Annotated in this window: 16 protein-coding genes; 10 read left to right on the top strand and 6 right to left on the bottom strand. The window is 65.4% G+C overall.

Features of this window, described 5'->3' with window-relative positions:
* The first annotated feature begins 118 nt into the window (after positions 1-118).
* From LB568_RS26635 to LB568_RS26645, 3 genes are read left to right on the top strand one after another with little or no spacing between them, the layout of a single operon-like run.
* Positions 119-4225: a Pls/PosA family non-ribosomal peptide synthetase gene (locus LB568_RS26635; RefSeq protein ID WP_041164153.1), complete on the top strand. Its 4107-nt coding sequence runs from the start codon at positions 119-121 to the stop codon at positions 4223-4225.
* On the top strand, positions 4212-4700 hold the full coding sequence (locus LB568_RS26640) for a GNAT family N-acetyltransferase (protein WP_224731689.1): 489 nt from the start codon (positions 4212-4214) through the stop codon (positions 4698-4700). Before LB568_RS26635 ends, LB568_RS26640 begins: the two co-directional genes overlap by 14 nt.
* The gene (locus LB568_RS26645; RefSeq protein ID WP_013894368.1) at positions 4697-5365 is read left to right on the top strand and encodes a 4'-phosphopantetheinyl transferase family protein; all 669 of its coding nucleotides are present in this window, start codon (positions 4697-4699) and stop codon (positions 5363-5365) included. The genes LB568_RS26640 and LB568_RS26645 overlap by 4 nt, the downstream gene beginning before the upstream one ends.
* Positions 5366-5392: 27 nt before the next feature.
* Here LB568_RS26645 and LB568_RS26650 read toward each other — a convergent pair whose 3' ends face one another.
* The 3 genes from LB568_RS26650 to LB568_RS26660 form a co-directional block, all read right to left on the bottom strand.
* Positions 5393-6493, bottom strand: coding sequence for a KamA family radical SAM protein (locus LB568_RS26650; protein WP_013894367.1), 1101 nt, complete (start codon positions 6491-6493; stop codon positions 5393-5395).
* Between the two features lie 161 nt (positions 6494-6654).
* Complete coding sequence (locus LB568_RS26655; protein ID WP_013894366.1) at positions 6655-7551, bottom strand: NmrA family NAD(P)-binding protein; 897 nt, start codon at positions 7549-7551, stop codon at positions 6655-6657.
* Positions 7548-7724: a DUF1127 domain-containing protein gene (locus tag LB568_RS26660; protein ID WP_013894365.1), complete on the bottom strand. Its 177-nt coding sequence runs from the start codon at positions 7722-7724 to the stop codon at positions 7548-7550. Before LB568_RS26660 ends, LB568_RS26655 begins: the two co-directional genes overlap by 4 nt.
* 217 nt (positions 7725-7941) lie before the next feature.
* Between LB568_RS26660 and LB568_RS26665 the strand changes: the two genes are divergently transcribed.
* Complete coding sequence (locus LB568_RS26665; RefSeq protein WP_013894364.1) at positions 7942-8853, top strand: transcriptional regulator GcvA; 912 nt, start codon at positions 7942-7944, stop codon at positions 8851-8853.
* A 189-nt stretch (positions 8854-9042) separates the two neighbouring features.
* On the opposite strand, the gene LB568_RS26670 is transcribed toward LB568_RS26665, so the two are convergent.
* Positions 9043-9255, bottom strand: coding sequence for a tautomerase family protein (locus LB568_RS26670; RefSeq protein ID WP_013894363.1), 213 nt, complete (start codon positions 9253-9255; stop codon positions 9043-9045).
* 87 nt (positions 9256-9342) lie between these two features.
* Positions 9343-10083, bottom strand: a complete 741-nt coding sequence (locus tag LB568_RS26675) for an SDR family oxidoreductase (RefSeq protein WP_013894362.1) — start codon at positions 10081-10083, stop codon at positions 9343-9345.
* A 104-nt stretch (positions 10084-10187) separates the two neighbouring features.
* Here LB568_RS26675 and LB568_RS26680 point away from each other — a divergent pair, with 104 nt between their 5' ends.
* Complete coding sequence (locus LB568_RS26680) at positions 10188-11081, top strand: LysR family transcriptional regulator (RefSeq protein WP_013894361.1); 894 nt, start codon at positions 10188-10190, stop codon at positions 11079-11081.
* A 185-nt stretch (positions 11082-11266) separates the two neighbouring features.
* Here LB568_RS26680 and LB568_RS26685 read toward each other — a convergent pair whose 3' ends face one another.
* A complete protein-coding gene (locus LB568_RS26685) occupies positions 11267-12100 on the bottom strand; it encodes an inositol monophosphatase family protein (RefSeq protein WP_013894359.1) in 834 nt (277 codons plus the stop codon).
* 206 nt (positions 12101-12306) lie between these two features.
* On the opposite strand from LB568_RS26685, the gene LB568_RS26690 reads away from it, so the two are divergent.
* From LB568_RS26690 to htpG, 5 genes are all read left to right on the top strand, one after another.
* Positions 12307-13332, top strand: coding sequence for a substrate-binding domain-containing protein (locus LB568_RS26690; protein WP_013894358.1), 1026 nt, complete (start codon positions 12307-12309; stop codon positions 13330-13332).
* A 37-nt stretch (positions 13333-13369) separates the two neighbouring features.
* Positions 13370-13555: a hypothetical protein gene (locus LB568_RS26695; RefSeq protein ID WP_013894357.1), complete on the top strand. Its 186-nt coding sequence runs from the start codon at positions 13370-13372 to the stop codon at positions 13553-13555.
* 124 nt (positions 13556-13679) lie between these two features.
* Positions 13680-15335, top strand: a complete 1656-nt coding sequence (locus tag LB568_RS26700) for an acyl-CoA synthetase (protein ID WP_013894356.1) — start codon at positions 13680-13682, stop codon at positions 15333-15335.
* Positions 15336-15404: 69 nt separating this feature from the next.
* Positions 15405-16292 (top strand): hypothetical protein, encoded by an 888-nt coding sequence (locus LB568_RS26705; RefSeq protein WP_224731690.1) that lies wholly within the window; start codon positions 15405-15407, stop codon positions 16290-16292.
* A gap of 428 nt (positions 16293-16720) precedes the next feature.
* Entirely contained in the window at positions 16721-18607 is a 1887-nt protein-coding gene (gene htpG / locus LB568_RS26710; protein WP_224731691.1) for a molecular chaperone HtpG, read from the top strand.
* Positions 18608-18646: the final 39 nt, after the last annotated feature.

Here is an 18646-nt window from a genome sequence, read left to right on the forward strand (position 1 = left end):
TCCACCTTCACCAACAACGTCAAATTGCAGCGGCCGCACAGCCGACAATGCCTGCTTGAGCGGCGGCACGATCGACATGTGCCTGGCACGGTTCGGCTAGGATAAGAAAGTTTTGGAAATGGACCACGGTGTCGATATCGCCGAACTGGACAGGGAAGCGGCAAGATCGGGCGGAGAGCCCGATCGGGCGGGCCTGGATAGCATCGAAGCTCTTGTAAGGATCGCCCCGCGGACAGTGGCGCGCAGCCAGATCCTGGCGGGCGCCGATTTCGCCCGGGCAGGTCAGCCAGATGAGCGGCTCGATGCGGTCTTCGAGCAGCTCGCCGAAAGCTTCGCCACGCTGCCGGCGGTGATCAGCGAGGGACGTGTCTGGACCTATCGCGAGCTCGACAGGCGGGCCAACCAGTTCGCCCGCCTACTGGTCGAGCGTGGCGTGCGGCCGGGTCACCGGGTCGGTCTCATCCTCGACCGGTCGGCGGAGACCTATGTCGCGGTGCTCGCCGTAACGAAGGCCGGAGCCGCCTTCGTGCCGCTGGCCACCGCCTTCCCGCAAGAGCGCATGACCCTCATCATCGAAGACGCCGGCGTGAGCCTGATCGTCACCATCGCCGCCTATGCGGAGCGAGCCGGTCTGCTGCCGGTTCCCCATGTGCTGATCGACAGCGCCGCCACCGACATCTCCGCACGCTCCGACGCAACGCTGCGGCTCGACGCGGCGCCCGCCGACGACATCTGCTACATCCTCTACACGTCGGGCACGACAGGCAGGCCGAAGGGCGTCGCCATCCGGCACCAGAGCTTCGTCAATTTCATCCGCGTCGCCGCCGCATCCTACGGATACCGGCCGGGCGATCGCGTCTACCAGGGCATGACCATCGCCTTCGACTTTTCCTCCGAGGAGATCTGGGTGCCCTTCGTCGCCGGCGCGACGGTGGTGCCGGCACCCGGCCCGCTAACGCTGGTCGGCGAGGAGCTGGCCGATTTCCTGCGCCACCATGAGATCACCTGCATGGCCTGCAGCCCGACCCTGCTGTCGTCCATGGCGAGCGACGTGCCGAGCCTGCGCACGCTGCTGGTGGGCGGCGAGGCCTGCCCGCACAATCTGGTGGTGCGCTGGTCCAGGCCCGGCCGGAAGATCCTCAACACCTATGGCCCGACCGAGGCGACCGTCACCGCGACGATGGGTGAACTGACCCCCGATAAGCCCGTGACCATCGGCGCGCCGCTGCCCACTTATTCCATCGTCATCCTCGACCCCGAAGTGCCGGCACTGGCCGAGCCGGGCGAACTGGGCGAGATCGGCATTGCCGGCATCGGCCTTGCCGTGGGCTACCTCAACAGGCCCGACCTCACCGAACAGAAATTCATCGCCGATTTCCTCGATTTGCCCAACAACCCATCGCGGCGCATCTACCGGACGGGCGACCTTGGCCGGATCAACGACGACGGCGAGATCGAGTATGCCGGCCGCATCGACACCCAGGTGAAGATCCGCGGCTACCGCATCGAGCTGGGCGAGATCGAGGCGGTGCTGCTGGACCAGCCGGAGATCGCGCAGGCCGCCGTCACCACCTGGGAGATCGAGCCCGGCCGCGTCGAACTCGTCGCCTATTTCGCGCCAAAGGCCGGCCTGCCGCCGCTGTCGCGCGCCGATATTGCCAGCACGATGAAGCGGCGCCTGCCGGATTACATGGTGCCCTCCTATCTGGAGGAACTGCCGGCGATCCCGATGACGGTTTCCAACAAGGTCGACCTTCGCCAGCTTCCGAAGCCGACCAGCATCAGGCTTTCCGCCGACCGCGAGATGGTGGCGCCCGGGAATGACGACGAGCGCTTTCTCGCCGAGGCGCTGGCCGCGGTGCTGAAATTCGACGCAGTGTCCGTCGAGGACAATTTCTTCGACGACCTCGGCGCCAACTCCCTGCTGATGGCCCATTTCTGCGCGCGCGTGCGCACCCGGAAGGAATGGGCGACGGCCTCCATGCGCGACATCTATCTCTATCCGACCGTGGCGCGCCTGGCCAAGCACCTGCGCGTGGCCGAAGAGATGACGACCGCCACCAACGAACCTGTCCTCACCCGCCAGGCGTCGAGCCTTGTCTACTGGACTTGCGGTGCCGCGCAGCTCGCCTTCTACGGCCTCTACAGCTATGTCGCGCTATGGGCGGTCAATGACGGCCTCAACTGGGTCTATGACGCGCTCGACGAGCCGCTGCAGCTCTATATCCGGTGCGTGGCGCTCTCGGCCGGCGTGTTCTTCGGCATGTCGGGCTTTGCCGTCGCCGCCAAATGGCTGCTTGTGGGCCGCTGGAAGGCCGAAACGTTCCCCATCTGGGGCCTGCGCTATTATCGCTTCTGGGTCGTCAAGACCTTGATCCGCACCGCGCCCGTGGTCCTGTTCCGCGGCAGCCCGCTCTACAGCATCTACCTGCAGCTGCTTGGAACCAGGATCGGCAAGAACGCGGTCATCGAATCCAAGTCCGTGCCCGTCTGCACCGATCTCATTTCGATCGGCGCCCAGACGATCCTGCGCAAGGAATCGATGATCCTCGGCTATCGGGCCCAGGCCGGCTATATCCACACCGGGCCGCTGACCATCGGCCGCGACGCTTTCGTCGGTGTTGGCTGCACCATCGACATCGACACCAAGATCGGCGACGGCGGCCAGCTCGGCCACTCGTCCTCGCTGCAGCGCGGGCAAAGCATCCCGGACGGCGAACACTGGCATGGATCGCCGGCGGTGCCGACCACGGCGGACTATTGCAAGGTACGCGCCGTCGATCCGTCCAATGTCCGGCGCGTCCTCTACGAAGCGGTTCAGTTGATCGGGTTGTTCGCCATCGTCACCCCGCTGCCGCTCCTGTTCCACAGCTATTGGGAAAATGTCGGCGACGACTATCAGGAGACGATCGGCCTGGTCGCGATCGGCACCACGGTCACGCTTCTCGGATACATCGCCGCGGCCTTCCTCGCCGCGACGGTCGTGCCGCGCCTGATAAGCCTGGTGCTGAAGCCCGGCCGCACCTACTCGCTCTATGGTTTCCGCTACTGGCTGCAGACCGTCGCCGAATTCTCGAGCAACTCGCGCGTGCTCGGCCTGCTGTTCGGCGACAGTTCGGCAATCGTCCACTACATGCGCGCCATCGGCTGGAATCTCAACAAGGTGGTGCAGACGGGTTCCAATTTCGGCTCCAACCAGCAGCACGAAAACCCTCTCCTGTGCGAGATCGGCACCGAGACCATGGTCTCGGACGGGCTTTTCATGATCAATATGCACAAGTCCGCCACCGCCTTCAGGCTCGAGCCGACGCGCATCGGCGAACGCAACTATCTCGGCAACAACATCTACTATCCGCCGGATGGACGCACGGGCGACAACGTGCTGCTCGGCACCAAGGTGATGGTCCCCGTCGATGGACCGTTACGCGAGAATGTCGGGCTTCTGGGCTCTCCGGCTTTCGAGATCCCGCGCATAGTGAACCGCGACAAGGAACTCATCGCCGGCGTCGACGAGGCCGACCGCCGACAGCGCATCCCGCACAAGAACCGCCACAATCTGGTGACCATCCTGCTGTTCGTGGCAACGCAATGGGTGATGCTGTTCGCCACGCTGGCGATCTGGGACCGGGCGCTGAACTACTACAGCGAGTGGGCGGAGGTCGCGCTTTTCGTGGCCGTGCTCCTGACCTCGGCCATCACCATCCCGTTCTACATCCTGGTCGAGCGGGCAAGCCTTGGCTTTGGCAGGCTCAAGCCCCAGATCACGACGATCTACGACGTCGCCTTCTGGCGCCACGAACGCCACTGGAAGCTTGCCGATTCACCGATCGTGCGCCTGTTCGCCGGCACGCCGTTCCGGCCGGTGATCCTGCGCCTGCTCGGCGTCAAGGTCGGCAAGCGCGTCTATGATGGCGGCAGCAACCTGACCGAACGTTCCCTGGTGGAGATCGGCGACGACGTCACCCTCAACGAGGGCTGCGTCATCCAGGCCCATTCGCTCGAAGAAGGTGCGTTCAAGTCCGATTACATCCGCATCGGCAATGGCTGCACGCTCGGGCCCTCCGCCTTCGTCCACTATGGGGTGGTGATGGGCGAAGGCTCGGTGGCCGACACCGATTCCTTCGTGATGAAGGGCGAGGAGTTGGAGCCCAACTCGATCTGGCGCGGCAACCCGGCCAAGCTGCATCGGTTCGTGACTCCGGTCGCCGACGATGGCGAAAAGTGACGGAACGTCCCGCGAGATGGTGGAAATCCGTCTCGTCCCGGTGACCAGGGCCAACCGGGCCCTGGTCACGTCCCTGCGACTGGCGCCGGAGCAGATCGATTTCGTCGCCGGCAATGCGGACTCCCTGGATGAAGCCAGATCCGACAGGGATGCACGGCCACGCGCGGTGATCGCCGGCGACCGTGTCGTCGGATTTCTGATGTACGAGGCGCCGCGCGATGACGACGAGGCGCGCATCTATCGCTTCATGATCGACCGCTCCAGCCAGGGTAAAGGCTACGGCAAGGCCGCGCTGCGTGAAGTGCTGGGCGAAATCCGGGGGCTCGGCCACGTCAGGCACGTCTCGATTTGCTATGAACCGGAGAATGAGGCCGCGCGCCGGCTCTACCGCGCCGCCGGTTTCGTCGAGGAAGGCCTCGACGAGGACGGGGAAATGATCGCCGAGCTCGTGCTGCCCGCATCGAGCGGCCGATGACACTTCCCGCAATTCCGTCCGCCCTGGAGCAGCTTGAGGAAATCTCACTCGCGCGGGCGCTGGCCGCCATCGCCCCCAACGGCGTCCGCACCGGATGCCGGATGATCCGTGGAGGCGACGAGGCGCACCTCTTGCCCGCGGAGGCGCAATCCATTCCGGCGCGCCAGCCGGCCATGCGACGCGCCAGCGGCGCGGCGCGGTGGATCGCGCACCGGCTGCTGGCGGATCTCGGCGTCAACGACCTCGCCATCCCGCGCGGCACCTCCGGCGCGCCGGTCTGGCCCGGCGAGATAGTTGGTTCGCTCGCCCATGACGACGAGATGGCCGTGGCCGCGGTCGCGCCGCTTGGCCACATCGCCTCGCTCGGCATCGACGTCGAGCCGGCATTGCCCCTGCCCGACGAGCTCCTGGCGATTGTTCAAACCCCAGCGGATGAAACCGGTGCGGCGCCCCTGCATCTTGCCGGCCGTATCCTCTTTTCAGCCAAGGAGGCGGTCTACAAGGCGGCATATGCGCTCGACCGCAATGTGCTAGGCTATGAGGATATCACTGTCGACCTCAACGCAGGTCGCGCGGTGACGAAGACGGGCCGCAGCGTCCGCCTCGCATACCGCATAGCGCCGCGCGTGGTCGTGCTGGCGTTTGTCGAGGCCGGTGCGGACTAGCTGATCCGGCGCCGGCGCACCTGCTTCTCACGCTTCGGTGATCTCCGTATATCCCCTCACCGCGCCATCCTGCCCGCGTATCCGCCAGCTCTCCCCATCGCGTCCCTCGATAGAGCACGGCCCGAGCGGCACCTTGCCGCCGCCTTCCGGGAGGTCCAGCACATAGACGGGATTACAGATGCCCGACAGCCGCGCCCTCAGCGCTTCCACCAGCGCCTGGCCCTGCGCAATCGTGGTGCGCCTGTGCGCCATGCCGCGCGCGAGGTCGCCATGGTGCAGGTAATAGGGTTTTACCCCCAACCGGTACATCAACTCGCGGCAGAGCTCTTCCAGCACTTCGACGCTGTCGTTGACGCCCTTGAGCAGAACGCTCTGGTTGAGCAGCACGAAGCCCGCCTGGCGCATTGTCCGGCAAGCCGCCTCGGCAGCGTCGGTGATCTCGCGTGCATGGTTGAAATGGGTGACGACGGTGACCATCAGCCGGCCTTGCAGCGCTTCGACCAGCCCTGGCGTGATGCGTGACGGCAGCGCCACCGGCACGCGGGTGTGGATACGCAGCAGCCGCACATGGGGGATAGCCTCGATGCGCATGAAGATTTCGGCCAGTGCCTTGTCCGACAGCGACAGCGGATCGCCGCCGGTCAGGATCACCTCGCGTATCTCGGAGTGGTCGGCGATATAGGCCAGCGCCGGCTCCAGCGCCTCGCGCGTGTAGCCGCGGCCGATCGAGGTCAGGGATTCCTTGCGGAAGCAGAACCGGCAATAAACAGCGCATTGATAGGTCGGGAACAACAGCACCCGGTCGCCATGGCGGTGCGTCAGCCTGGGCACCGGGCTGAAGTCGTGATCGGCGATCGGGTCGCCAAGCTCACCCTCCGCTTCCACCAGTTCGTCCGGCGACGGGATCACCTGTGCCCGGATAGGGTCGGCCGGGTCGTTCCAGTCGATCAGGTCGAGATAGGTTTTTGGCACGCGCACCTTGTGAAGCGTCGCGGCTTGCTGGGCGGCTTGGCGCTCGGCGGGCGACAGCGGCAAGGCGGCCAGATCGCGGACATGCCGCACGCCCTGGCGGACATCGTCCTGCCAGGTGGCGTCGGTGGCACGGGTTGCATCTTTGAGGTCGGTCATTGCGGGTCTCGGGCTGTTCGCGCGGACCTATCGGCCGGATGGGCGGTTGGGTCAACCGCCATGGACGCCAAACGATGTCTGCCCCGCCCTACGACGCCCCCCTCTGTCCTGCCGGACAGAGGGGGCGTCGTAGCGCACCAACCTCGCAAGGCATCCAACCTTCACACCGTCCGCCCGCCCCCTGCAGCCATCTCCACAAAGGCGCTCTCGATCGTCTCGAACCTCAACTCCGGATAAAGCGCACCGGCCTCGGGAGTGGCCGTCTCCAGCGCGGTCTCGCCGCGGATCCAGAATGCGCGCAGCAATGCGAGGCCAGGGACGGCCGCGATCAGCGCCTCCAGCTCGTCGGCGTTCATGTGCTTGATGCCAGGCGAGCGGCCGCTCACCTTGCGCCACAGCTCGATCATCTCGTTCTGCGTGATCCTGTTCTGCGCGATGCGGATTTCGCGGCGGACGGCACCCGGATCCTCCAGCGCACGCAGGGTGACGGCGGCGATGTCCTTTTCGCTGACGAAGGTCGCCGGCACATTGCCATCGCCGTAGAGCGTGACCTCATCCGGCGGCAGGGACGTCGAGCCGAACCGCGTCAGGTCGCCTAGCGTGGCCACCCAGGTCGAGAAGAAGCCATTGGTATATATCACCGTATAGGGCAGATCGGCTTGCCTGACCGCATCGAACACGGCTCGCTTGATGTCGAGCGGTTCGATCGAGCCGGGTGCGGCGGCGGCAAAGTCGAGGCCGAAGCCGGCGGAGGGCACATAGCGCGAGACGCCGGCATCCTTGATGGCGCGCACCAGCGTCATCTCGCTGGCCGAGCCAACATGCACCGAGCTGATGACGCGATCGACCTTGCCGACGGCGCGGACAAGGCTGTCATAGTCGTCGAGATCGCCGACATGGACCATGGCGCCGAGGTCTCGCAGCGGGCGCATCCGCTCCTCATTGCCTGCGGTTGCCGGCCGGACAAGGACATGCAGGCTGTCGCCGTTGCGCGCACTCGCCTTCGCCATTTCGCTGCCCAGAAGTCCCGTCGCGCCGATGATCAAGGTGCTGGTCATATTCCCCTCCCGTTGCCAAGAATGGAACCGTCCCAGTCGCGCTCCAGGCCGATGTCGCGCAGGCGTCGGTCCGAGAGGCGTGAAACCTGACGCAGGGTGCGGCGGTGCTCGAATGCTGCTACGCTTCGCATGGCAAGGCCACCTATCGCGGCGCCGATATATCCAAGGGTCATTGTTCGTCTCCTGTGTTCGTTTGGGCGCAAGGATGCCGGTGCCGCCCAGCGGGCGAGCATGACGATCGCTCACACTCATGTCTGGTCTTCAGCGCATCGGCGAGCCGGAAAGCTCGATGTGGATGCGCGGTACGCCTTGAATTATTGGCCATCTTTGGGCTGGACGACAAACGACTCTTTGTGCAGGATTTGTGAGCAATGCTCACAGGTCGAGACCATGCCGCGCAGACTGCCACCCCTCACCGCTTTGCCCGCCTTCGACGCCGCCGCCCGGCATTTGAGTTTCTCCAAGGCGGCGGAAGAGCTCAACGTCACCCATGGCGCGGTCAGCCGCGCCATCCGCAACATCGAGGACAGGCTGGGCATCCAGCTGTTCGATCGCGGGACAAGGTCGGTGCGCCTGACACCCGTGGGCGCGGCCTATGCGGCGGAGGTCGGCAAGGCGCTGGACCAGATCGCCGCCGCCACCATCGCCGCAACGCCGGACCGCTCGACGCGCGTCCTGAACGTCAGCACCTCGGACGGCTTCGCCGGTCGCTGGCTGGTGCCGAGGCTGCATCGCTTCCACCGCGCCAACGCTGATATCGACGTGCGGTTGTCGACCTCGGGCGTGTTTGCCGATTTCGTCAGCGACGGCATCGACATCGCCATCCGCTATGGCCGGGGCGACTACACCGGGGTGACCGTCGAGTTTCTCGCCGATGAGGAGGTCTTCCCGGTCTGCAGCCCGGAACTCCTGGCGGGTGAACATCCGCTGCGCCGGCCCGAGGATCTCAGGCATCACAAGCTGATCCACGATGCTTTCCGCATCGACTGGGCGACATGGCTGGACCAAGCCGGCGTGACGGACATCGACGCCAAGCGCGGCGTGCGCTTCGATTCAGCCACCTTTGCCGTCGAGGCGGCGGTGCATAGCGAAGGCGTTCTGCTCGGCCGCAGCGCGCTGGTCTCGGCCGACCTTGCGGCGGGGCGCCTAGTGCGGCCTTTCGACCTCGCGCTGAAATCGGCGGCTCGCTACTACGTCGTCTATCCCGAAGGCGCGCTGCGCCAGAAAAAGGTCAGGGCGTTCCGCGACTGGCTGTTCGCCGAAATCGCGGCCGACTGGGTCGGGATGCCCAAGAGAGATTGAGCGGCGCCGCGGCCCCACCCCGCTGCTTCGCAGCGACCCTCCCCACAAGGGGGAGGGTTAGGAAGCGCCTTGTTCACCTATGCGACCGTGCTTTATGGAAATGCAGAAAAAGCTCAGCTCCCACCTTCCCTTGTGGGAAGGTCGGACCAAAGGTCCGGGTGGGGGTACTGGCGCAAACCTTTCCCTGAGCTACTCCTTGGCGCGGTAGGCTTCCGGCACGACGAACACTTCGTCGGCGCGACCATAGCCGCCGTCGGCGACCTCCTCGACCAGCACCATCGTGTAGGGCCGCACGCTCTCGCCGAAAAAGTCGACGAACATGGCGGTGGTCCGATGGATGAGGTCTTCCTTCTGTGCCCTGGAGAGGGCCGCCTGCGGCATCTTGATGTTGGCGAATGGCATGATCGTTTCCTTTTGTGTTGAAGTTGGATTTCAGGCTTTGGGATGGAGCAGCCGTCCGGCGGCTGGAGACGCCGTCGACAGCCTCCTTCAGATCACGCCGCCATTGGCGCGGATGATTTGCCCGTTGACCCAGAAGCTGTCCGGCCCGGCTAGGAACGAGACCACGCCGGCGATGTCGCCGGGCTGGCCGAGCCGGCCGAGCGGGATCATCTTGCCGATCGCCTCGATCTGCGCCGCGCTCTTGCCGTCCGTGAACAGCGCCGTCTCGACCGGTCCGGGCGCCACCGCGTTGACGGTGATACGGCGCGCGCCAAGCTCCTTGGCGAGAATGTGCGTCATCGCCTCGACCGCCGCCTTGGTGGCAGCGTAGACGCCATAACCCGGCTGATAGAGGCCGACGACGCTGCTGGAGAATGAGATAATGCGGCCACCATCACGAAGCCGGCGCGCGCCTTCGCGCATTCCACGGAACACGCCGCCGAGATTGGTGGCGACCTGGTGGTCGAAGGAGGCGTCATCGGTCTCGGCGACTGGCGAAAGCTTCATGATGCCGGCATTGTTGACGAGAATGTCGACGCCCCCAAACGCCTGCTCACCGGCATCGAAAAGCATGGCGATACCAGCCGGATCGGCGATGTTGGCCTGTATGGCAACCGCCTTACCGCCTTCGGCTTCAATCGTGCGGACAAGCTCTTCGGCCTCCGCACGGCCTCGTGAATAATTGACGACAACGGCGACGCCGTCACGGGCAAGCCGCCGCGCGATCGCAGCACCGATGCCCTTGGAAGCGCCGGTCACGATCGCCGCTTTGGTTGGATTGGATATCATAGACGTGTCTCCGTGTTGTCAGTGACACGGGATATATGCCAAGCCATCTTTCGGATAATCAGTCACCTATTGACATCACTATTCGGAAACTGCGAACAAAGGCCATGGATCGCCTGGACACGATGCGGCTCTTCGTCCGCGTGTTGGAGCGGCGCAGCTTCACCGCTGCCGCCGCCGATCTCGGACTGCCCCGTTCAACCGCGACGGAAGCGATCCGGCGGCTGGAAGAACATCTCGGCGCGCGGCTCCTGGAACGCACGACACGGCAGGTGAACGCCACGCAGGACGGCGAGGCCTACTACCGGCGTTGCCTGTCGATCCTGGCTGAGATCGAGGATGCGGAAGCCGCCTTCCGCAACGCCGAGCCATTCGGCCTGCTGCGCATCGACGCCAGCACGCTGCTCACCCGGACATTTCTTCTGCCGCGCCTGCCGGAATTCCTCGCCCGCCATTCCCGCATTGACCTGCAGATCGGCCAGAGCGACCGGCTGGTCGATCTGGTGCGCGAGGGCGTCGATTGCGTTATCCGCGTCGGCGAGCCGCCCGACAGCGGCATGATCATGCGGCGGCTGGCCATGATCCGCGAGATGACCTGCGCCAGCCCCGCCTATCTCGAACGCCACGGCACGCCCGCCTCCCCCGACGCGCTCGACGGCCACCAGGCGGTCGGCTTCGTCTCGTCGCGCACCGGCGAGGTGCTGCCCTTCGAATTCACCGTCGGCGGCAAGACCCGCGAAGTCAGGCTGCCGGGCCGCGTCGCCGCCAACAATTCCGACACCGCCGCCGACCTGGCCAGGCTTGGCCTCGGCCTCATCCAGGCCCCACGTTATCGCTTCGAAAAGGATCTTGCCGACGGCACGCTCATCGAGGTGCTGGCCGACTATCCGCCCTCTCCGACGCCACTCTCGGCGCTTTACCCGCAGAACCGGCAGCTTTCGCCCCGGCTGCGCGTCTTCCTCGACTGGGCCGCGCGCATCTTCGCCGAGGCGAACCTCTAGGGGTGAGATCCAGCCCTATTCGCCGGCGATCAGCACGATCTTTGCGGGGTCGAAATCGATGCCGACGACGGTTCCTTCCGCCACGGCGGGCGAATGGCGAGTGCCGCGAGACCAAGCCATGCCCTGCCCCGCCTGCGAACAAATGGACCTTTCATCGATATTCCTCCCTTTAACTGCTCTTGAAATCAACCGTCGTCGAGCGGCACTCCGATCACCTGGGACAGTGTCGCCGCCACGCCTGGTGCTGCGGCAAGCACGGGATTGCCCTTCGTCATGCCCTCGCCGTCGAGGAACCGGTTCACCCGGCCCCCGGCCTCCTCCACCAGAAGCAATCCGGCCAGGCAGTCCCAAGAATTGATGTGAAGCTCGGCATAAGCATCCGAGCGGCCGTCGGCGACATAGGCCAGCCCAAGCGCTCCCGAGCCGGAGCGCCGCACATTGGCGCCGAGTGACCAGACCAGCGCGACCTTGTCCAGATAGTCGCGGTTCGGGATCCTGGGCGACCAGCCGAACTCGACAAAGGCGCGGTCGAAAGCTTGCGTCGGCGAAACATGGATCGCCGCGCCGTTGCGCGTCGCGCCGCGTCCGCGACGGGCAAAATACGTCTCGCCGACGGCCGGATTGGAGATGCCGCCGATCTCGCTGCGGCCGTCCTGGACGAAGGCGATGGAGATGCAGAAATGCGGAATGCCGCGCATGAAATTGGCGGTGCCGTCGATCGGGTCGACGACCCACATGCGGACCGAGCCGGTGCCGCCGGTCTCCTCGCCCAGGAACCCGTCCTGCGGAAAGGCCGCGGCCAGCGTCGCACGGATGTGCTCCTCGACCTTGCCGTCGGTTTCGGTGAGAAAATCCTGCGGCCCTTTCATCGCCACCGGCTGGGTGGCGTCGAGCCTGGAGTATCCCTCCATCGCCAATTCTCCCGCCGAGGCGAGCAGCTTGCGGCAGACATCGGCACGCCTGTCCATTTCGGCATCGGACAGCCGGTCCGCCCCAGGATGCGCCACTGCCGTGCTCATGCAGCCGGTCCGGACAATCGCGCCCTCGATACCGTCGTCGCTGAAATGGACAGGATAATCCTCCAGTGCCGCATTTGTTGCACGGCTGTGCAAAGCTGTTTCATTCAGGCGCGGGTGTCAAGTGGGGCAGTAGCAATAGCTCGGAACTTGCGCTATGTTGCACTGCCGTGCAAGGAATCACGAGAAACAGCAGCGAGACATTTCGCTTGACCGTCCAGAGAGCCCGCAACGGTTTTTCCAGCGCCCAGCAGGTCGCCGACCTCGCCGGTGTTTCGCGTTCGGCCGTGTCGCGAACCTTCACCCCCGGCGCCAGCGTCTCGGAAGAAACCCGCGAGCGTGTGCTGCTGGCGGCCGAGCAGCTCGGTTATCACGTCAACCATCTGGCACGCGGCCTGATGCGGGCTTCCACGGGCATCGTCTGCCTCATCGTTGCCGACGGCGACACGCCCTATCACGCCCGCCTGCAGCGGGTGCTGACCCAGCATCTACGGGATGCCGGCAAGGTGGCCATGGTGTTCAACACCTCAGGCCCCAGCCATCATGTCGATCAGGCATTGCGCAACACGCTGAATTATCGCGCCGATGCGAGCATCGTGCTGTCCGGTTCGCCGCCGCAAGTCCTGATCCGCACCTGCCTCGAAAACGGCCAGCGGCTGATCCTGATCAATCGCGACGATCGCTTCGACGGGCCGCACAACATCGGCGTCGACAACGCCGCAGCCGCCGAGGCGGCATTGCACGCCTTCATCCGCGCCGGTTGCACGAGGCCTGCCTTGGTCACGTCGGCCGCCGGCACGCCCAGTCTCCTGGTCCGCGAGACGGCTTTCATCGCCGCCGCGCGGAAGGAAGGGCTGGAAATGATCCTGTGGCGCGAAGGGCGCACCGGCTACGCAACCGGCGTCGAGGGCGCCAGGCGCCTGTTTTCCGGCCGGCAGCGGCCGGATGCGGCGTTCTGCGTCACCGATCTCATTGCCTGCGGCTTCCTGGACGCGGCGCGCCATGAGTTCGGCATCAGCGTGCCGCGCGATCTTTGCGTCATCGGCTTCGACGATATCGAACAGGCCGACTGGGCGTCATACCGGCTGACAACGTTCGCACCGCCCATCGAGGAGATCGCCACGCACGCCGTGCGGCTGGCCACCGGTGCGCGGGACGAAGGCGGTGCCGGCAGCCGTATGATCTACCATGCGCCGATGATCTGGCGTGGCACCGTAAGGCCGGGGCAGAGCTGATGCGAAGCATGCCCGGACCAGATTGGGATGCGCACTGATGCCAAAGAAGAAGGCCAGGAAGACGCGTCATGTGGCAAGACCGGTCGAGGTCTCGGTGAGTCCCGAAATCCGGCGGATGATGCGCAAGTTCGGCCTGACCGAGGAAGAAGCGCTGCGCATGATGCGCGAGTGCAGCGCCACACTCTACGGCTCCAGCGCCGGACACAGCCGGCAAGGATCCTAGCTCCGCCCGCCGGTTCTTCTGCCTGCGCGACCGGCTTCCTTCATTGCCCATCCACGCCATCTGATGTCATTGTCGCCGCGACGGCGCTCCGTGGGGAGATGTGGCGCCGCCAGGGAGGACTGCCATGACCAGGACCGGCTTGCCGCGCTACGAGGACGCTGTTCAGCACTTTCGCATCGAAGATGAGATCGCCAGGCTCGACGGCGACCCGGCGACCGGCATCAATGCCTATGTCGAATGCTGCGGCCGCCATACCGGCAGCAACCGTCTGGCGCTGCGCGCGATCTCGGCCGGCGGCGAGCTCAGGCAATTCAGCTTCGACGATCTGGCCGATATGTCGGGCCGAGTCGGCAACCTGCTCAAGCAACTGGGCGTCGGCCCCGGCGATGTCGTCGCCGGCATGCTGCCGCGCATTCCCGAATTGGTAGCGCTGATCCTCGGCACGTGGCGCATCGGCGCCGTCTACCAGCCGCTGTTCACCGCATTCGGCCCAAAAGCGATCGAGCACCGGCTCGGCTACAGCGGCGCGAAATTGGTGGTGACCAATCCGGCCAATCGCGGCAAGCTCGACGAGATCGAGACCTGCCCGCGCGTGGCAACCATTCTCGACCCAGGCGATACCCTGCCGCAAGGCGACATCGATTTTCGTGCCGCCATTGCCGCCGTCTCTCCCGACTGTGAGCCGGTGATGCGCAAAGGTTCCGACCTGTTCATGATGATGTCTACCTCGGGCACGACAGGCCTGCCCAAGGGCGTGCCGGTGCCGCTCAGTGCGCTGCTGGCCTTCGGCGCCTATATGCGTGACGCGATCGGACTTCGTCCAGACGATGTCTTCTGGAACATCGCCGATCCCGGCTGGGCCTATGGCCTCTATTACGCCATCACCGGCCCCCTGCAGCTCGGCATCGCCACGACCTTCAACGAAGGACCTTTCAATGCCAGGAGCACCTATGAGGTCATCGAGCGGCTCGGCGTCACCAGCCTGGCCGGTTCGCCCACCGCCTTCCGCCTGCTGCTCGCCGAAGGTCCCGACGCCGCCGCTCGCGTCAAGGGCCGGCTGCGCGTGGTAAGCAGCGCCGGCGAGCCGCTAAACCCGGAGGTGATCCGCTGGTTCGACGCCCACCTCGGTGCGCCCATCCACGATCATTACGGCCAGACCGAGAACGGAATGATGGTCAACAATCACCACGGCCTCGCGCATCCTGTCCGCGCGGGCTCTGCCGGCTTTGCCATGCCCGGCTACCGCATGGTGGTGCTGGACGAGGCCGGCAACGAGCTCGGCCCCAACCAGCCTGGCATCCTTGCCGTCGACATCGCCAACTCGCCGCTGCGCTGGTTCGATGGCTACCACCAGGCCGAAACGCCGGCGATCACGGGCGGCTACTACCGCACCGGCGACACGGTGGAATACGAGCCGGACGGCTCGGTCTCCTTCATCGGCCGCGCCGACGACGTCATCACCTCATCGGGTTACCGCATCGGCCCCTTCGATGTCGAAAGCGCGCTGATCGAACATCCCGCGGTCAACGAGGCCGCCGTGGTTGGCGTGCCCGATCCGCAGCGCACCGAGATCGTCAAGGCCTTCGTAATCCTGGCGCCCGCTTACAAGGGCAGCGAGGCGCTCGCCGAGGAACTGGCGCAGCATGTCCGCAAGCGGCTGTCGGCCCACGCCTATCCGCGCGAGATCGATTTCGTGACGGAATTGCCGAAGACGCCGAGCGGCAAGATCCAGCGCTTCCTGCTGAGGAAGGCGGAGGTGGAGAAGCGAAAGCAAACCTGACCATGTTTTCACCATGCTCGTTGCACAATGTCTTCCGCACAACACCCTGAAACTGGAGAGATTCCCATCATGCGGCTGGTCTGGACGGTCATGTTCGCGCTGGCGAGCAGCGCGGCTTTCGCGGCATCGCCGGAGGACGACTATATTGCCGCGCGCGACAAGGCGATTGCAGCCATCGCGGCGCTCAACAGCGCGAACGCTCCCGTGGAAGACCTCGATGCCGCCGATGCCAAGGCGCGGACCGATCTCCAAGGGCGCCTCTCCGCACTTCTCGGCCCCCTGGCGGTCAAGGATTTCCCGGCAACCGGCACCATCAATCTGGAAAGCCTGAGCGACGCCGATGTCGGATATGGCATGCTCGACGGGCTGCGATACACCAAGAGCGATGACGGCCCGAGCCTCTTGGCAACGACGCGGGGTCTGCTCGACCGCTGGCTTCAGGCCCGGTCCGCCGAGACCGACGCGGCGCTCAAACTGCCCACCGATATCAACGAAGCGCTGAAGCTCGACGCCTTCTACACCCAGGCGATCAACAGCGACGCCGCCTTCCTGGGCACGCTCGATTTTCCGCTGAAGAAGCCTGATGGCGCCGACATCGCCATTGCGCGGCTCGGCGGCTGGACGCAGGATGTCGGCCCGATCTACGAGCAGCAGGTCGTCGTCACGCTGGTCAAGGGCAACAGCGTCATGATCGCCTCGGCGCCCGCCACACCACCTGTTCCCAAGATCGCGGCCTGCGAAGCGTTGTGGACCGCGGCCGACGAAGCCGCCCAGAAACTCGCCGCGCAGGCGTCCGGGCAGCAGGACGAAACGGCCTATGATGCCGCCAATGCCGCCTGGGAAAAAGGCGACGGCGACTATCGCAAATGCATGGGCGAACAGTTGCCGAAAGACGCGGCCTTCCCGGCTCTGGTCGGCGAGGCGCAGGCGCTTGCCGACCAGATGGCGGGGAAGTAGCGCGCGGCACGGACGCTGCCAATCTCCCCACTCGTGGGGGGTGAGGAGCGGCCCGCGCAGCGGACGGAAAGCCAATTGCTGGGCTTTCCGAGCGACGAACGCCGGCAGGCCAGAGGGGGCGCCGTAGGGCGCCAACCCCGCTCTTCTGTCGATACGAGAGAACACATCGCGATTAGCGAACGGACTGGAAGAGTCGGCGGGACAGCGCCCCCCTCTGCCCTGCCGGGCATCTCCCCCACTAGGGGGGAGATTGGCAGTTTTGCCGCCGGCGCCCAGTTTCTCAGCCTCTTGTCACTCTCCCATTCCATCACGATATTGTCGTGGCGCTGGCAACTGCCGAGTTGCCAGCGTTATTGAAAATGGTTGAAAGGGACATCCCGAACGCGCTACCGCGCGGCGGGCGGATGAACAGCGTGGGAAAAATCTGAATGACGACCGATACGAAAGCGACGGAAACCAGGGCGTTCGAGGCGGATGTTTCGCGGCTGCTGCACATGATGGTGCACTCGGTCTATTCCGATAAGGACGTCTTCCTGCGCGAGCTGATTTCCAATGCCGCCGACGCCTGCGAGAAGCTGCGTTTCGAGGCCGTCAGCCGGCCTGAGTTGCTGGCCGATGACCCCAAGCCACGCATCTCGATTTCGGCCGATCCCGACAACAAGCAGATCACCGTCGAGGACAACGGCATCGGCATGAGCCGCGACGACATGGCCGAGGCCCTTGGCACGATCGCGCGGTCGGGCACGCGCGCTTTCATCGAGCGGGTTGGTTCCAGCACCGAAGACACCCAGCTTATCGGCCAGTTCGGCGTCGGCTTCTACTCCGCTTTCATGGTGGCCGACCGGGTCGACGTCGTCAGCCGGCTGGCGGGAAGCGAGGAAGCCTGGCGCTGGTCGTCCGACGGCAAGGGCTCCTACGAGATCGCGCCCGCCCCGCTCGAAGCCGCCCCCAGGCGCGGCACCCGCGTCGTGCTGCATCTGATGGACGATGCCGTCTCCTACACCGGATCCTACCGGCTCGAGCAACTGGCCAAATCGCAATCGGGCCATGTGCCGGTGCCGATCACGCTCGTCGAAAAACCCGGCGCCGAGGCGCGCGACATCGCCGATGGTACGGCACTCTGGGTCAGGCCGAAGAGCGAGATCAAGCCCGAGGAATACACCGACTTCTATCGCGGCGTCGCCGGCCAGTATGACGAGCCGGCCGCCACCATCCATTTCCGCGCCGAAGGCCGGCAGGAATACTCAGTGCTTGCCTTCGTGCCCGGCTCGCGCCCGTTCGATCTCTTCGACCAGGACCGCAAGGGCCGCATGAAGCTCTATGTGCGCCGCGTCTTCATCACCGACGATGCCGACCTCCTGCCGCGCTATTTGCGCTTCGTGCGCGGGCTGGTCGATTCCGCCGATCTGCCGCTCAACGTTTCGCGCGAGATGATCCAGGAAAGCCCGCTGCTGGCCGCGATCCGCAAGGGCCTGACCAATCGCGTGCTCGGTGATCTCGTCAAGCTGGCCGAGAATGAAGCCGAGGCCTACGCGAGTATCTGGGAGAACTTCGGCGTCGTTCTCAAGGAAGGGCTCTACGAGGACCATGAGCGCCGCGAGCAATTGCTGAAGCTTGCCCGCTTCCGCTCAACCGGCTCTGGCGAAGGCTGGCGTGGGCTTGCAGACTATGTCGCGGCGATGAAGGAAGGCCAGAAGGCGATCTTCTTCATGGCCGGCGACGACCGCGCGCGGCTCGAAGCCTCGCCGCAGCTCGAAGGTTTCAAGGCACGCGGCATCGAGGTGCTGTTGCTTACCGACCCGGTCGACAGCTTCTGGGTGACGATGGCGCCGGACTTCGACGGCAAGCCGTTCAAGTCCGTGACACAGGGCGTGGCGGAACTGTCGGACATCCCGCTGCCCGACGGCGCCGCCAAGCCGGACACGGCAACGACACCGGAAGTCGAGGGCTTCCTGGCCTTCGTCAAGGCGGCGCTCGGCGATGCCGTCTCGGACGTCAAGGCATCAGATCGCCTGACCGAAAGCGCCGTCTGCCTGGTCGCGCCCGAACATGGCCCCGACCGTCAGTTCGAGCGGTTGCTCAATGCCGCCGGCCGCCTCGACAAGGCGGCGAAGCCGATCCTGGAAATCAATCCGCGGCACCAGCGCGTGCTGGCGCTCGCCGGCCTTGGCGAGGACGAACAGGCCTTCAAGGACGATGCGGCCCATCTCCTCTATGACGAGGCGCGCGTGCTCGACGGCGACAAGCCGGCCGACGCCAGGGCATTTTCCGATCGCCTTGCCCGGCTGATCGCACGCGGCATTTCGAAGGGCTGAGCGCACGCTCAGCCTCACTTGATCGCCGAGCCTCGACGG

The organism is Mesorhizobium sp. B263B2A (assembly GCF_020165775.1).
Lineage (GTDB): Bacteria > Pseudomonadota > Alphaproteobacteria > Rhizobiales > Rhizobiaceae > Mesorhizobium > Mesorhizobium opportunistum.

Bases quoted from the DNA above. Each gene is read 5' to 3' on its own strand.
- LB568_RS26635 (WP_041164153.1), top strand. From the start codon at position 119: ATGGACCACGGTGTCGATATCGCCGAACTGGACAGGGAAGCGGCAAGA.
- LB568_RS26640 (WP_224731689.1), top strand. From the start codon at position 4,212: ATGGCGAAAAGTGACGGAACGTCCCGCGAGATGGTGGAAATCCGTCTC.
- LB568_RS26645 (WP_013894368.1), top strand. From the start codon at position 4,697: ATGACACTTCCCGCAATTCCGTCCGCCCTGGAGCAGCTTGAGGAAATC.
- LB568_RS26650 (WP_013894367.1), bottom strand. From the start codon at position 6,493: ATGACCGACCTCAAAGATGCAACCCGTGCCACCGACGCCACCTGGCAG.
- LB568_RS26655 (WP_013894366.1), bottom strand. From the start codon at position 7,551: ATGACCAGCACCTTGATCATCGGCGCGACGGGACTTCTGGGCAGCGAA.
- LB568_RS26660 (WP_013894365.1), bottom strand. From the start codon at position 7,724: ATGACCCTTGGATATATCGGCGCCGCGATAGGTGGCCTTGCCATGCGA.
- LB568_RS26665 (WP_013894364.1), top strand. From the start codon at position 7,942: ATGCCGCGCAGACTGCCACCCCTCACCGCTTTGCCCGCCTTCGACGCC.
- LB568_RS26670 (WP_013894363.1), bottom strand. From the start codon at position 9,255: ATGCCATTCGCCAACATCAAGATGCCGCAGGCGGCCCTCTCCAGGGCA.
- LB568_RS26675 (WP_013894362.1), bottom strand. From the start codon at position 10,083: ATGATATCCAATCCAACCAAAGCGGCGATCGTGACCGGCGCTTCCAAG.
- LB568_RS26680 (WP_013894361.1), top strand. From the start codon at position 10,188: ATGGATCGCCTGGACACGATGCGGCTCTTCGTCCGCGTGTTGGAGCGG.
- LB568_RS26685 (WP_013894359.1), bottom strand. From the start codon at position 12,100: ATGAGCACGGCAGTGGCGCATCCTGGGGCGGACCGGCTGTCCGATGCC.
- LB568_RS26695 (WP_013894357.1), top strand. From the start codon at position 13,370: ATGCCAAAGAAGAAGGCCAGGAAGACGCGTCATGTGGCAAGACCGGTC.
- LB568_RS26700 (WP_013894356.1), top strand. From the start codon at position 13,680: ATGACCAGGACCGGCTTGCCGCGCTACGAGGACGCTGTTCAGCACTTT.
- LB568_RS26705 (WP_224731690.1), top strand. From the start codon at position 15,405: ATGCGGCTGGTCTGGACGGTCATGTTCGCGCTGGCGAGCAGCGCGGCT.
- htpG (WP_224731691.1), top strand. From the start codon at position 16,721: ATGACGACCGATACGAAAGCGACGGAAACCAGGGCGTTCGAGGCGGAT.